The following is a 14,845-nucleotide window of genomic DNA, read 5'->3' as shown; positions in this document are numbered from 1 at the left end:
GGCGAGGATCAATACAGCCTCTTACTTTCACTGGATTACTTTTATCTCGCAAGAACCCAGTAGACCGCCAGGCCCAAATAATTCCCAAGTGCATAGCCGATAAGTCCGGTCAAAATCCCCAGGACCAAGACCCCGCGGTTCCCAATGGCAGCGGCAACCGAAGGAACAAAGGCCGGACCGTACAGGCTCGAAACCGAAGTAATGATCCAGGTATCTACTGGGATCTTAAAAATGATCCCAAACAACAGATGCAGCAATATGGAACCGCTTAGGGTCGCAGCCAGGATCAGAAAAACATTCGGAGCTTCCGCAACCAATGTCTTCAAATCCGCCAAAAACCCGATCGCGATTGAAAATATTAAGATAAAATAATATCCGATGGGATAGGTATTCAGGCTTCTCACCTTTTTAGAAAAGGAGATCCCGATACCCCAAGTGCTAATTCCCAAAAGAATAAAGGGAGCGGATAACGCACCCGTTAGCGCCAAGGAAAGACCCAAAGAAAGCGCAAATCCGATCACCGCCAATAAAATTCCAAGTGAGGCCTTGATAATAGTATTTCCGGAAGAGGTAGGTCCTAAGGGATTTTCCATTTGAGAAGAAAGGACCTCTTCTTCTCGCTTTAAGAAAATAGAATATACGCTTTTGGCAAAACTGAGTAAGAAGAGAAGATAAATTCCCCCGGTCACTACGTCCGCAGTATTTACAAGCGCAATCGTGGAACGATTCGTGTCTAAAGCCAAGCCGATTGCATTTAAGTTCGGGGTTCCTCCCGTATACAATCCGGCAAGCATTCCTTGGATCTTAGGAGATTCCGGATGCAAGGAGCTCAAAGCAAATCCAACGACAATCGAAGAGATACTCACGGCGAGACAGGATAAGAAGAAGGAAAATAATGCCGGCTTCGCTTCCCTCAGCCCCTTCAAAAAGTCGGAAGATGCAAGTAGCAGAGGGATCGCTATTGGGACCGAGACCTCAGAGATCGTCTCCAGGATCTTCCTTGGGAACAAGGCCTCAGGAAGAAGATTGCCCAGAAGAATTCCCGTCGCGTAACAAAGCACCACCGGCCCCAGGATCCCAATCCAATGGAAACGCTTTGCCAGTCTCTCTGCGATCGCCGGAAATCCGAAAAGGAAGGCGACAAAAGCAAGGCTTATCAGAATAGAAATCGGATCGGACATCTCAAAATATTTCCCCAGGAAGTTGATTGCTTAGGATATAAGATCCGAAACGGTCAATTTGTGCACTCCATAATTACAGATTTTATTCCGCTATAGCGAATTTAAGTAAGAATCGAACGAGCCGTTTAGATCAGTGATCAATTTGCTAGAATGAGGTTTTGTAGGAGTTCCTACAGGATTTGCGCGTAAAAACTGCTGGAAAGAAAAGGAATTTTGTGATACGAGGGCTTCGCTGGGCGCGCGGGTACCACCGCACCGGCCCCCACCCAATGAGGGCGGGGCCCGCAAAAATTTTCCCCACTAAACCATCGGTCGGGAAAAAAGCTTGTAAGAAATAGTTCATATTCAAAGTAATATACTTTAAGAATAAACTATTAATCTCTAAATTAATAGGAATAAGGAAGAATCTTATGTTAGAAACACTCCTCGCAACCAGTAACGATATCGTTCCCCTGGTTTTAAGACTTACCCTGGGACTCGTGATCTTCCCTCATGGAGCCCAAAAGCTACTCGGCTGGTTCGGCGGTTACGGCTTCAAAGGAACTTACGGATATTTTACTCAAACCGCAGGTTTACCGGGAATTATTGCCTTTTTGGTGATCATTGGCGAATCTCTTGGTTCGGTCGCCCTGGTCCTTGGGTTTATCACCCGCTTCTCCGCAGTGTCCATCGGGATCATCATGTTAGGCGCGGCCCTGATCGCCCACAAACCGCATGGATTCTTCATCAACTGGCAAGGAGCGCAAAAAGGAGAAGGATTCGAATTCCATATCCTAGCCATTGGCCTTGCGATTGCTCTGGCAATCACCGGAGGAGGAGCGTATTCTCTAGACCTTCTTCTGGGATCTTATCTCTAATCCCATTAACCGAAATCGGTTTCAGAAAAGGCTCCTTCAGGAGCCTTTTTGTTTTTGTAGGATCTCCTTCTCCTAAACAAAGCCGACCAGAGAACATCCATTTCCCATTTCTATGCAGAGTTTGCACTTCCTTACGGAAAGGGGATGGACAGGATTCTTCCAGGTAAAATCCTTAGAAAAAGCATTCCCAATAAGACCTCACACCCAAAAAAACAAGGTTGATTCATGAAAATTCACGAGTACCAGGCAAAGGAAATCCTGAGACGCCATAACGCCAAAGTTCCTTTCGGCGTAGTAATTGATAAGAAAGAAGACGGAAACAAAGCCTATGAGGAAGTCATTTCCAAAACCGGCGGCTCCGTAGTCGTAGTAAAAGCCCAGATCCACGCAGGTGGACGTGGAAAAGGTGGTGGAGTTAAGGTTACCAAAACCAAAGACGACGCAATTGCGGCTATCGACAAGATCCTCGGCATGCAACTCATCACTCCTCAAACCGGAGCCGAAGGAAAGAAAGTCTTAAAAGTATATTTAGAGCAAGGGATCAATATCGCAAAGGAATACTATATCAGTATCCTTCTCGACCGCGCGATCCGCAAAACCATCATCATGGCTTCTACCGAAGGCGGTATGGAGATCGAAGAAGTTGCAGAAACCCATCCTGAAAAGATCCTAAAGATCGCGATCGATCCAGGAATCGGACTGCAACCGAACCAATCCTCTCAGTTAGCTTTCGATCTGGGACTTCCTGTGGAATCCCATAAATCCTTCAAGGCACTTCTTTCCGCCATCTACAGCGCGTATATTAAAGAAGATGCATCCTTATTGGAGATCAACCCTCTTATCCTTACCAAAGAGAACGAGATCATTGCAGGTGACTGCAAGATGGATCTGGACGAGAACGCTCTCTATCGTCATCCAGAGAACGCTGCTTTCAGAGATATCTCTGAAGAAGATCCTCTCGAAGTCCAAGCCAGCGAATACAATATCAACTACGTTAAGTTAGATGGAAATATCGGCTGTATGGTAAACGGTGCCGGACTCGCAATGGCGACCATGGATATCGTAAAATTGGCCGGAGCCGAGCCTGCAAACTTCTTGGATGTAGGCGGTGGAGCAAACGTAACCACTGTTACCAACGGATTCAAACTTATTCTGGGAGATCCAAACGTAAAAGGGATCTTCATCAATATCTTCGGAGGGATCGTTCGTTGTGACCGAGTCGCTCTGGGGATCATCGAAGCTGCTAAGGCTGTAAACATCCATGTTCCGTTAGTGGTTCGCTTGAAAGGCACCAACGCAGAAGAAGGAAAACGCATCCTGAACGAATCCGGACTGAACATCATCGGAGAAGATGATCTTCGCACCGCAGCCAAGAAAGTGGCAGAAGCCATTAAATAAAAAACATAAGGTTAACTTAATATAACATGGCAGTATTAGTAGATAGCAATACGAGAGTCGTAGTTCAGGGTATTACTGGTAAAGAAGGTTCTTTCCATGCCCAGCAGATGATCGAATACGGGACCAATGTGGTCGGCGGAGTCACTCCAGGAAAAGGAGGACAGAAAGCGGACTTAGTAGGTAAGGCAGTTCCAGTATTCAATAGCTTAAAAGACGCGATCGTAAAAGAAGGTGCGAACGCATCTATCATTTTCGTTCCGCCTCCATTCGCAGCGGATGCGATCCTAGAAGGTATCTTCAACGAGATCCCTCTTGTGGTTTGTATCACCGAAGGAATTCCAACACATGATATGCTTAAAGTGTATAGCGCTTTAAGAAATTCTAAAACTAGACTGATCGGGCCGAACTGTCCAGGGATCATTTCTCCTAAGTATAACGTGAAAATGGGGATCATGCCTGGCTTTATCCACCAAGCTGGAAGTATCGGTATCGTTTCTCGTTCCGGAACCTTAACTTACGAATCGGTTGCTCAGTTAAGCCAACACGGCTTAGGACAATCCACCGTGATCGGGATCGGAGGAGACCCTGTTCCTGGAATGAATCACACAGAAGCGGTCAAACTTCTGAACGAAGACCCGGAAACCAAAGGGATCGTGATGATCGGAGAGATCGGCGGTACTTCCGAAGAGGAAGCAGCAGCATATATCAAAGCGAATGTGAAGAAACCGGTAGTCGGATTCATCGCAGGACAGACTGCACCTCCAGGCAAAAGAATGGGGCACGCAGGAGCTATCATCAGCGGAGGAATGGGAACTGCTTCGTCTAAGATGAAAGCGATGCAAGACGCTGGAATCTCAGTTTGCCAATCCATCGCCGAAGTTGGCGAGAAAATGAAAAAGGCCGTGGGTTAATAACCAGGGTTTAGATCCTTAAGGAGGTTCGGTATGAAACAGGAAAAAGGAAAACTTTCAAATAGGGGAATGGGCCGAAAGACTCAAGTCTCCATTTTACTCTGTTCTACCCTCCTCCTCGTCGGGTCCTTCGGCCTTTCCGCCCAGGACCAAAGACCAAGCGGCGGTAAGATCATGAGGCTCACTACGGAAGAAACCGTAAAAAGAGCCCTCGATAGTAACTTTGCCCTCCAAAACCTGAGATACGAATTAGCGAAATCAGATTCGAATTACCTCAAGTCTGAGTCCCAATATTCTTGGAGATTGGTAGCGGACGGAAGCTTTAGACAGAGCATCCTTCCATTCAACCAGAACAACGTCTTTACTGGAACGAAGATCTCCAACGATACGATCAAGGGTGGTATCGAAAAGACCATTAGAGCGACCGGAACTTATTTCAAATTAGAAGCCGGAAATACTCGCTTCGACTCGAACGCATTCGAGGACAAGAGTAATCCTCTTACCGCAGGATTTGCGGGACTTGCCCTTCCTCCATTATATACAGGGTTCATTACGGCAACCATTAGCCAGGACTTACTCAAGAACTCCTTCGGCTATAAGGGAAGAAACCAAGAGAAGATCCTAGACAACCAAGCTCAGATGGCCAAGAACCAAGTCTCCTTGCAAATCTCCCAAGCGATCGTCGGATCTCTCGTGGACTTCTGGGATTATTCCGTCAAACTCCATTCTTTGAAAACTTACCGTAAATTGCAGGAGAACGTAAAAGACATCCGCAACTTGACCATCCGCAAGCAAGGATTAGGTCTATCGGAAGGATTCGAAGTCAACCAATGGAACGCCCTACTCGCACAAGCAGATAGCCAGTTAGAAACCGCAGTCGTTCAAAAAGAAGAATCCAAAAGAAAATTAGCACGTACTTTAAAATTAGAGAACGACACCGATCTTTCCGAAGAGACGGACTTACTGGAAGAAATGCCCGAGAAGCCGAACTTTGCCAAAGATCTTGAAATCGCTTATAAGAAAAGAACAGATTACGTAAACGCAGTCAAAGATAAGGAGAATGCGGAACTTCTATTGAAGAACGCAAAGAACGATCAGTTACCTACTCTGACACTTTCCGGATCGGCTTCTTCTCAGGCGCAAACGATCACTACTCCCGAAAAGAATTACACCGATAGCGGAGACGGGGTCACTTCCTTAAAATACAAGGACTATAACGGAAAAGTAGCCTTCTCTTATCCTCTCTTCGACAAGGGCGTTTATGCGGGACGCAGAGACTCGGAGATCACTTTAAGACAAGCTTCACTGAAAGAGATAGATTTAAGGAACGAAGTGAGAGACGATGTGAAAGGAAGGATCGATTCCGTAGAAGCAAGCTACAAGATCTACAAGAATTCCATCGTTACGGAAAGCGAGACCCAGAACTATTATAACGGAGTGCTCCGCAGTTTCCGCCAAGGAAGAGCAGACGCAGTCGCAGTGAAAAACGCTCTGGATACTTTGGTGAGAGACCAATTGAGCCTGACCCAAGCAAGAGTGAACTTCAATATCGATTTAATGAGATATTATATCGCGAAGAACACTCTCTTAGAAAGATTCAACCTGGACGTAGACAAACTTATTCCTACTCTTGAATAAGGGTCCTGGTTCTCTTTGAAGCGCGGATTTTTCCTATCCATTATCGGATTCGTACTTCTGATCGTAATCGTTTGGCTTACGATCAGATTCTGGCCAAAACCTTCCGACACTATCTACGAATATTATAGAAAGGAAAAATGGGAAAAGGTGATCGGGGCCGTCAAGAAACTGGACGTTCCCACTCCCGAAGATCTATTCTACGCATCATATTCCTTAGTTCGCCTCAACTCAGAACTGATCTCTAAAGAACCGGAAGACAGGGTCAGAATAGTAAACCGATTCAAGAAAGAATATGGGATCTCCGCAGGTAAGTCCACGGAATCCAGCGGAGAATTTCCTGTCTTTGAGGATCCGTTCCTAACGCAATTGAGGGCGGGAGGATACTGGAGACAGAAAGCTGTTCTTTCCAGATTGGATCTTGCAGGAGAATGGGAAGACGATATCTCCTTCTTAAAGGACTTGAAGGAATTCATTCGGGTCAATCCGATCACATTAGGTTCTTCTTATTCATCCGTACTGAAAAAGATCCTAAAAAGAGACACCAAGCTTTCCGACGTGGAGAGGGATCGTCTCTCCGAACTACTCGGATTCCTTTCTACCAGAGAGGACTCTCCCTTCTTAGCTTCCCGATTCAAGAATACGGGAGAGAATACGAATGTCCGATCCGGACCCGGCACAGAGAATCCGGGCAAGACCAGACTGAAGAAAGGCATCCTACTCTATGCTCTAGACAAGGACCCTCGTTCCGAAACCGTCCAAGGAAGAAAAGGAAATTGGATCCAAGTTTATATTCCGGAACTGCAAATCTCCGGCTGGATCTTCTCTCATTTCTTAGAAGAAGATCCGTTCGCTACAACGAAAGCGGAACAGATGCTTGCGGAATTCTCTCAATCCGAAAGAAGCCAGGCCTGGGACTTTGCATTTTGGACGGAGGACAAGATCCCTCCCGGCTTTCATGGGGAATATATTCCTACTGAAAAGTTAGCCTTGGATGGGGATTACGGAATCGTTTTATATCGTTCTCAAAATGGAAAATACAAAGAGCTTTGCAGGATTGTAGAAGAACCTTTTCGCTCTCTCGAGTTCCTCGCAGCCAGTCTAAGTGGTGAGGAGACAGTACCTATCTTTCGGCTTTATTCGGGCCGTCCTGGCGACTGGAAGCCCGCCTACCAAATCGACCTTGACAGGGAAAGCGTCTCCATCAATAGGAACAAGTATATCACTGGTATCTCTTCCGGTAAGGGAAGATACCTGCTGGGAATCTCCTCCGTAGGAGCTCCTACAGCCTCCCTCATGGTGGGAGAAAAAACCGTATTACAAGGGATCCAACCCGAAGTGGAATTCACTCCGGAAGAAGGGAATCTCTTTAAACTCTGCCTCTTGCAGCCGGATAAAAAGTCCGGCTCTAACGCGGCGGCGTTTCGATTTAAGTTTTTATTTTGATCTTGGATCAAGCGAGGAAAATCAGTGCCGACTTACGATTATAGATGCAAGGCTTGCGGGCAGACTTTCGAGTATTTTCAGTCCATGAAGGACGATCCGATCACGACCTGTATTCTCTGCGGAAAAAGCGGAGAAGTGGATCGTTTAATATCCAATGGCGGTGGGATCATCTTCAAGGGATCCGGCTTCTATGTGACCGATTATAAATCTTCCCCTTCCAAAAGCTCCGAATCTTCCTCCGGTTCTTCCGGAAACTCCTCCAACTAAGTTTGGGCCGTTTAGGGATCTTGGCGGGAGGAGGAAACCTTCCCCAGATAGGAATGAGAGAAGCCATCGCTGCCGGCGAAGATCCTATCTTTCTTTCCATCGCAGAATCAGATTTCAAGCCCGGAGATTATCCGGATAGAGTGGTTCCGATACGGATCGCAAAGATAGGCGGTCTACTGAAGGCGTGCAAAGCAAATCAAGTGGACCGACTTCTTCTATTAGGAAAAGTTAAGAAAGAGATTATCTTCAAGAGCCTGAACTTCGATCTGAAGGCCATCGCGCTTCTTGCCCGCATGGTAAATCGTCATGACTACTCCATCTTCAAAACAGTAGCGGAGGATTTCGAGAAGGAAGGTATCAATATCATTTCCCAAAAGACCTATCTGAAATCCCTTCTTCTTCCTGAAGGACGTTATACCAAGAGATCCTTGGACAAGAAGCAATTGGATGATGTGGAATTCGGAATGGAGTATGCGGAGAAGATCGCCCATCTGGATATAGGACAAGCCGTCGTCGTAGTGGACAAATCCGTTCTGGCAGTCGAGGCTGTTGAAGGAACCGACCAGACCATTCGAAGAGGCGGACAATTCGCCAAGAAAAGAAAGGCGGTTGTCTGCAAGAGCTCCAAGCCTAGCCAAGACGATAGATTCGACCTTCCTACCGTAGGGGCAGAAACCTTAAAGACAATGAGCGAAAGCAATTGTGACATTCTCGCTCTCCGAGAAGGAGAGACCATTGTAGTCAATCCTGCAGAATTTATTAGCCTTGCAGAAAAATTGAAAATCCATATCTTGAGCATCGGCCGTGGCAACGTCTCGAAAATCAATTCTTCCCAAAAAAAGCTTCCCAAGAACTAAGAAGCCTTCCGAGAAACAGAGGATCCCTTCTCCGAATGTTTCTTCTTCTCCCGTTTTTCTCGTACTCGCAGGAGAACATTCCGGAGACTTGTTAGGCGCGGAATTACTCAAAGAGCTCAAGAAACACGATCCCGATTTCCAATTCTTCGGGATCGGCGGCCCGAGAATGTTAGAAGAAGGATTCGATTCCATAGAAGATATGGAAGAGCTTTCTGTGATCGGATTCACTGCCGTCCTATTCAAATACAAATTCCTGAAAGCCCTCATGGAAAGACTGGTCGAAGAAGCGATCGCCCGTTCCTGCACTCATGCCATCCTGATCGATTATCCCGGTTTCAATTTGAGGCTCGCCGCAAGATTGAAGGAGCTTGGGATCAAAGTAATCTTCTATGTATCCCCGCAACTCTGGGCTTGGAATTTCAATCGCATTCATAAGATCAAGGAATGCGTGGACCTAATGCTCGTCCTATTTCCTTTCGAAAAGAAATTGTACGACGATTATGAGATTCGATCTGTTTTTGTAGGACATCCTATCGCGCAAAGGATCAAGGAAAAACTAAGAAAAGAGCAACCGATCCAATTGGAAGAAAAGCCGGGACATTGGCAGACGATCACTCTCATGCCAGGTTCTCGTTCCGGCGAGATCCATAGGACCTTAGATACTCTCTTAGAATCCGCAGTCCAGATCCACCAAGAGTTAGAAGCGGAGAAGAAGCATGTCCGTTTTCTTATTCCGAACATAAACGTAAAAGAAGAAGAATTCATTCAGTCCAAGATCGGAATCATCCAGAGTCTTCATGAAGGAATTCACATAGAATATCTATTCGATAGGTCTCTCCGCGCCATAGAGATCTCCGATCTAGTGCTCGTGACCTCCGGAACCGCAACCCTAGAAGTAGTCTATTTCGAAAAACCGATGGTGATCCTGTACAAAGTAAGCATGCTCACCTACTTCATTTCGGCGCTTCTCATCCGAACTCCTTTTATCGGTCTAGTAAACATACTCAGCGGAAGAGAAACCGTCAAAGAACTCATACAGGCGGAATGTACACCCGAAGAAGCTAAAGAAGAATCTTTGGCCATTCTAAAGAATAAGAAATACAGAAATCAGATGATAGACGAGATCAAGCTCGTAAAAGAATCCTTGGGAGAAGAGCATAGCTCCAAGAATGCTTCGAAGGCTATTCTACATTTCTTAAAAGAAAAGCCAAACCCGGTCGTTTGATCATTCCTTAAAGCAGCCCTTATTCGTTTCCTTGAAACGAACATAAAAAGAAGAAGTCGCCACAGGCTGGTTCGATTCCGAAGAAGCCGCATAGACTGTCCCATTCACCGAATATTTGGGAGAATCGGATTCAATATAAACGTTCGCAGTCGCATTCACATTCCCGGACTTCCAATATACATTCCTAAGGGAAGGAGTTCCAGGATTTGCATAATCGAAACCCATCTCGAAATTCGGCTGCAAAGGAAGAGGAAACTCTCCTTTGCCTTTCCAAATAGTATTGGAGAGTTTTACTTTTTCGATCGTGACATACATTCGATCATGCATGTCCAAGAAATTATTCCCGTTAAACCGAATGGTCGCATCCGTGTCCAAGGTCTGAGGGATCAGATCTCCTCCGCAAAAGGAGAAGGTAGGAACTCCCCAAGGTAAATTTATCGTTTCAAAATCTATATTGAAGTAAGGATTGTCGGATCCGTATGTGAAATAAGAGATGAGCTTAGCCTCTCCCGGTCCGGCGATCTTTCCTTCCAAGCGGGACTGAGAGGCAGCATATTTCAAATTCGCCTCTAGCTGTCCCATGCTAGGTAGATCCTTGTCCCATTTCACTTCCTTGGACGTGATCTTAATATTCCCGGACGGATACTCCATAAAATATTTGTAAACTGGAGTCCTTACGAACTTGATCTCAGGGATCAGCTTCTCCATTCGAGTATGGATGTCTTCTCTCACGATTTGGCGAATGGATCTGTACAAAGGCAGATAGTTAGAGATAAGAATCGAATCCGTGCTCAGATCCAAATTATATTCCCCCTGCAAAGGAAAATAAGCGGAGCCGTCTCCCTTGAATCCCTTCCTAAATCCGGTCTTTCCCTTTAGGTTTGCCGACCAAGGAAGGCCGAATTGCTTTCCATGCAGAGAAGCTTCCAAGATCCCGGCGGGATTCCAAGCGAATTCTCCTCTGCGGATCTCAAGATCCAAGTAGGTGTCCTTCCAACGAAAATCCTCTAGAGAAAGTTTTGCTTCCGACTTCAACCAGTCCCCATAGTTTCCAGTCTCACTCCCCTTCCAGAGTAATTCCAAGGAGCCGCCAAACTTATCCAGATCGGAAGAAACCGGTAAATAATTTCGAATATCGTCCAGATCCTGAATGGAGAGAGAAAGATCCCAGGTCTTCAATCCCTTTTCATTCTTGGACTTGGTAAGGCCCAGATGATCCTCCCCCACAGAGATCTTATGCTCTTCCTTATAGGATTCTCCTTGAGAAGAACGAGTCCATTCGTGGTCCAGATCCACATCCTTCCACTCCCAAGGCTCTTCTTGTAGAGGGAGTTCCTGCAGAACAATACCGTTCACCCCGGAGAATTCCGTTTTCCCTTTTACGATCAGGTTGGTACCGTCAGACTGCAAACTTGCCTGGCCGGAGATCCTTCCCGTTTTAGGATAGAAGGGAGAAAATTCGGAGTATAACCCTCCCGTTGCCTCCGCCTTGGCATTCTTGAATAGAATGTCCAGGTTCATATTCTTGCTTCCCACATCCGTGATGAAATTCCCTTTCACATATCTGAATCCGGGAATAGGAAGAAGGGAATCGGAGATCTGCACTTGGATCTTAGTTCCTTCTTTACGAATATGGAAATCGATACCCTTTACGTTCTCTAAGAGGACCTTTCCTCCCTTGTAAACGGTCACGGTAGTATCTTCCAAACGGATCTCAGGGATATTGATCTTATGGATATAAGAAAGGATCTCCCCGGAGATCTTATCTTCCATGTCGATACTCAATTGCGCATTACGCACACGGATGGCTTTGACAGAAGGCTGCCCTCTCCAAAGGCCTCGTAAAAGGAGCTCGATCTTATTTGCCTTGAAGATCATCCTCTGAGAAGCAAAGTCCTCATCGCTGGAGATCTTTAGATCTTCTATAAATACATGGTTCGGGAATTCGTATTCAACAACGCCTAACGTAACTGCGCGATCCAATTCCTCGTTGATGAATCCTCGAGTGAGTTCCTTCACCCCTCTAAGGTCAAGTATCCTGCGCACAAAATACCATTCCGCAGATTCTTTTGCGGCGGCAAGAAGCAATAGAAGTACGATAGCCGCAATGGATACTTTACGAAAGGAAGGCTTCTCAGCGATCGATTGGATCCGAAAAAACCAATGAGAGACAAAATGATAGATACGAGAAGGGACCGGTATTTGAAAGGAAAACCGGTCCGTTTTGATTATCGGGTTTTTGGGGAGGGGAAAAGAAAAGCGAATTAACGTTGGAGAACCTGGTTGATCTTCTCCGAGGTTTCCTTCAGTACCAGACTTTCCGGAAACTTGTGTAATCCTTCTTCCAGAACCAACTGACATCTTTTGTATTCCTTAATTCTGTAGAAACTGACCACTACGGTCTCATAGTAGAAGAGATCTTTCTCGAAATTCTTTTCTTTGGAAGCTCTTCCTAAGATCCCCAAGGCCTGTCCATATTTCTCATCTTCGAAATATGCTTTGGCCCACATTTTTTTGCGGGTTACTGACTCAAAATCTCGGTCCACATTGTCCGACTTACGGAAATGCACGATAGCATTATCGTAGTCATTAATTCCTAGATAGGCAGATCCTAGGTAATGATCCAAATGTTCCAGGTTACGTCCGTCTTTTGAGTTTTGGAGTTCTCTAAGAACTAGAGAAGCTTCTTTGAAAGACTCGATTTTCAGTAAGAGTTTTGCTTTTTGAAGAAGAAGTTCAGGGTATTTTCTATCTTCTGGGCGGAGATCAGTCATTTGCTGATCGATCCCCTTAATCTCGGCGCGTACCTGGGTTTCCAAATTGGCGGAAACTGCGCCTTCTTTTTGCGCGCTCGCACATGCTAGGAAAATTTGGGTCCCGATAATGAATATTGCGAGGTATTTACTCATTTTCTCATCCCGTTTTCAATTTTTCAAGTTCTTGCAGGAAGTCATCTGTTTCCTGCTTCCTGGTTTCCTCATTGGAAAGCCAGTCCAAGGTCTCCGGATCTATCTCTTTTAGGAAGCGAGAAGGCTCGGAGGCCAATTGCTCCCCAAATTTGCGGCGATTCGCGGCTCCTGTCAAGCATAAATGCCTCTTCGCCCGAGTCATCGCTACATACATCAATCTGCGCTCTTCATCCACCGATTGATCTTCCACAGTGGCTCTTCCAGAAGGTAAAATCCCTTCTTCCAATCCTACGACATAAACGGATTCGAATTCTAATCCCTTGGATTGGTGAATGGTGAGTAACTGAACTCGATTGTCTTCTTTCTCATCGGAAGGTTCGTCTTCCATCAACATAGCCAAACGATTGATGAAATCGAATAATGTGGGTTTGTCGCCAGAATCGTTGTTTTCCTCGAAAAAGGCCAACATATTCACCAATTCTGACATATTATAGATCCTGGCTTTTGCGACCTTTTCTTCCTTCTCTTCTAGTAGGATCTCCTTCTCCAGGGCGAGATCAGCGATTAATTCCCGTAAGGCGAAGAAGAGCCTAGGAGAGGAAGAAAACTTCTTCTTAGCCTTCTCGATCAGATTTACGAAATTATAGATCTCGGAAGATATCTTGCGGTTTAGATCCGGAATGAAATCGGGGGATTCACAAACCCGGAATAATGTCTCATACAAGGATTCCTTGTTCTGAGCAGCCTTCTCATGCACAAGTGCAATGGATCCGGCACCGATCCCTCGTTTCGGGTAATTGATGATCCTGAGAAGGGAGGCATCGTCCTTTTGGTTTGCGATCAAACGGATATAGGAGATGAGATCCCGTACTTCTTTTCGATCGAAGAAATTGTATCCGCCCACGACCTTGTACGGCATGTCCCTGGCACGAAGAGCCTCTTCGAAAGGACGGGACTGAAAATTGGTTCGGAACAGGATCGCGATCTGACTTCCCTTTCTCGCTTCCTTGATGATCTCTTCTCGGATATTCTCTACTACCCATTCCGCTTCGTCTTTCTCGTCGATCCTCTCCACGTACTTGACCTTGAGCGCGCCGGGGACCTTTGAGAATAATTCTTTGGATCTTCTGGAAACATTATGGCGGATCAGCGAATTTGCCGCGGATACTATGATATCTGTGGATCTATAATTCTCCAAGAGGCGTATAACGTTTGCTCCCGCAAAATCCTTCTCGAAACCAAGGATCAGGCTCACATCTGAACCACGGAAAGCATAGATGGATTGGTCGTCGTCGCCTACCACACATAGGTTGTCCGATTCCCCCATCAAGGCACGCAGGAAAACGTATTGGACAGGGTTCGTATCTTGGAACTCGTCCACCATAAAATACTGATACTTCTTATGATATTCTTCTCGGACTTCTTCAAACTCTAATAAAAGTTTAGAAGGAAGAAGGATCAAATCGTCGAAGTCGATCGAATTCTGTTCCTTCAAAGTATCCTGATATTGTTGGAAGAGAGAAGCGGCCAACTGGTCCCCTTCTCCCATAGACGCTTTCATCGTTTCCAAATAATCCAGACCCGAGTTCTTGATCCTGGAGATCTTAGAAAGAACCTCCATGACCTGAGGACGCTTCGGCTCCAATTTTTGGGCCACAAGCATTCCGGTCACAAGGCCCTCTTGGTCGGCTTGGTTTAATAATAAGAACGGATGCTTGTATCCTAGCTTCTCGATATGCTTCTTCAGGATGCCGAGCCCCAAAGAGTGGAATGTAGACAAGGCAATCCCTTTCAAAAGATTTCGGGGGATCAATTTGCGAACCCTTTCTCCCATTTCCTTGGCGCTCTTGTTCGTAAAGGATAATGCCACGATCTTTCCGGCAGGAATATGATGATCCTGGATCATATGAGCAATGCGATTCGAGATTACCCTTGTCTTTCCGGAACCCGCACCGGCGAAGATCAAGAGAGGACCTTGCACAGTCTGCACGGCTCTCTGCTGCTCAGGAGAAAGATGCTGGAATACGGAAGAGCTGGCCTCTTTTTCTTTCGGTTTTCGTTTCGACTCTGGCCTTTCTTTCGGAACGGAAATTTCGGAACCTTCTTCTTGGGGGGAAGAAGGAACTCCAGCCTCTAGATTTGTAGTAACTTCGACGGAA

11 protein-coding genes and 1 pseudogene are annotated in these 14,845 nt (G+C 46.0%); 8 read left to right on the top strand and 4 right to left on the bottom strand.

Annotated elements, in window-relative coordinates; translation table 11 throughout:
• Positions 1-41: 41 nt before the first annotated feature.
• On the bottom strand, positions 42-1,181 hold the full coding sequence (locus EHO57_RS00270; RefSeq protein ID WP_135646789.1) for a DUF819 family protein: 1,140 nt from the start codon (positions 1,179-1,181) through the stop codon (positions 42-44).
• A gap of 410 nt (positions 1,182-1,591) precedes the next feature.
• On the opposite strand from EHO57_RS00270, the gene EHO57_RS00265 reads away from it, so the two are divergent.
• From EHO57_RS00265 to lpxB, 8 genes are all read left to right on the top strand, one after another.
• Positions 1,592-2,038: a DoxX family protein gene (locus EHO57_RS00265; protein WP_135646788.1), complete on the top strand. Its 447-nt coding sequence runs from the start codon at positions 1,592-1,594 to the stop codon at positions 2,036-2,038.
• Positions 2,039-2,263: 225 nt separating this feature from the next.
• Positions 2,264-3,436, top strand: coding sequence for an ADP-forming succinate--CoA ligase subunit beta (gene sucC / locus EHO57_RS00260; protein ID WP_135646787.1), 1,173 nt, complete (start codon positions 2,264-2,266; stop codon positions 3,434-3,436).
• Positions 3,437-3,462: 26 nt separating this feature from the next.
• The gene (gene sucD, locus EHO57_RS00255; protein ID WP_135646786.1) at positions 3,463-4,347 is read left to right on the top strand and encodes a succinate--CoA ligase subunit alpha; all 885 of its coding nucleotides are present in this window, start codon (positions 3,463-3,465) and stop codon (positions 4,345-4,347) included.
• 69 nt (positions 4,348-4,416) lie between these two features.
• Positions 4,417-5,985: a TolC family protein gene (locus tag EHO57_RS00250; protein WP_425460761.1), complete on the top strand. Its 1,569-nt coding sequence runs from the start codon at positions 4,417-4,419 to the stop codon at positions 5,983-5,985.
• 15 nt (positions 5,986-6,000) lie between these two features.
• Positions 6,001-7,428 carry an SH3 domain-containing protein gene (locus EHO57_RS00245; protein WP_135646784.1) on the top strand — a complete coding sequence of 476 codons (1,428 nt, stop codon included), beginning with the start codon at positions 6,001-6,003 and terminating at the stop codon, positions 7,426-7,428.
• Between the two features lie 24 nt (positions 7,429-7,452).
• Entirely contained in the window at positions 7,453-7,695 is a 243-nt protein-coding gene (locus EHO57_RS00240) for an FmdB family zinc ribbon protein (RefSeq protein WP_135646783.1), read from the top strand.
• A 2-nt stretch (positions 7,696-7,697) separates the two neighbouring features.
• Positions 7,698-8,552 carry an LpxI family protein gene (locus EHO57_RS00235; RefSeq protein WP_135646782.1) on the top strand — a complete coding sequence of 285 codons (855 nt, stop codon included), beginning with the start codon at positions 7,698-7,700 and terminating at the stop codon, positions 8,550-8,552.
• A complete protein-coding gene (gene lpxB, locus EHO57_RS00230; protein ID WP_425460755.1) occupies positions 8,500-9,777 on the top strand; it encodes a lipid-A-disaccharide synthase in 1,278 nt (425 codons plus the stop codon). Before EHO57_RS00235 ends, lpxB begins: the two co-directional genes overlap by 53 nt.
• Here the strand turns inward: lpxB and EHO57_RS00225 are convergent, their stop codons facing one another.
• From EHO57_RS00225 to EHO57_RS00215, 3 genes and pseudogenes are all read right to left on the bottom strand, one after another.
• Complete coding sequence (locus EHO57_RS00225) at positions 9,778-12,138, bottom strand: LIC_12586 family protein (protein ID WP_246050419.1); 2,361 nt, start codon at positions 12,136-12,138, stop codon at positions 9,778-9,780.
• On the bottom strand, positions 12,042-12,686 hold the full coding sequence (locus tag EHO57_RS00220; RefSeq protein ID WP_135646781.1) for a tetratricopeptide repeat protein: 645 nt from the start codon (positions 12,684-12,686) through the stop codon (positions 12,042-12,044). The genes EHO57_RS00225 and EHO57_RS00220 overlap by 97 nt, the downstream gene beginning before the upstream one ends.
• A gap of 4 nt (positions 12,687-12,690) precedes the next feature.
• Positions 12,691-14,706 (bottom strand): annotated as a pseudogene (locus EHO57_RS00215) (ATP-dependent helicase); the annotation flags it as partial.
• Positions 14,707-14,845 lie beyond the last annotated feature (139 nt).

The organism is Leptospira langatensis, from assembly GCF_004770615.1.
Lineage (GTDB): Bacteria > Spirochaetota > Leptospiria > Leptospirales > Leptospiraceae > Leptospira_B > Leptospira_B langatensis.
Note: the sequence above shows the minus strand (reverse complement) of the source record. Positions and strands in the feature narration are given on the sequence as shown.

Coding starts and splice junctions, on each gene's coding strand:
- EHO57_RS00270 (WP_135646789.1), bottom strand. CDS start 1,181: ATGTCCGATCCGATTTCTATTCTGATAAGCCTTGCTTTTGTCGCCTTC.
- EHO57_RS00265 (WP_135646788.1), top strand. CDS start 1,592: ATGTTAGAAACACTCCTCGCAACCAGTAACGATATCGTTCCCCTGGTT.
- sucC (WP_135646787.1), top strand. CDS start 2,264: ATGAAAATTCACGAGTACCAGGCAAAGGAAATCCTGAGACGCCATAAC.
- sucD (WP_135646786.1), top strand. CDS start 3,463: ATGGCAGTATTAGTAGATAGCAATACGAGAGTCGTAGTTCAGGGTATT.
- EHO57_RS00250 (WP_425460761.1), top strand. CDS start 4,417: ATGGGCCGAAAGACTCAAGTCTCCATTTTACTCTGTTCTACCCTCCTC.
- EHO57_RS00225 (WP_246050419.1), bottom strand. CDS start 12,138: ATGTCAGTTGGTTCTGGAAGAAGGATTACACAAGTTTCCGGAAAGTCT.
- EHO57_RS00220 (WP_135646781.1), bottom strand. CDS start 12,686: ATGAGTAAATACCTCGCAATATTCATTATCGGGACCCAAATTTTCCTA.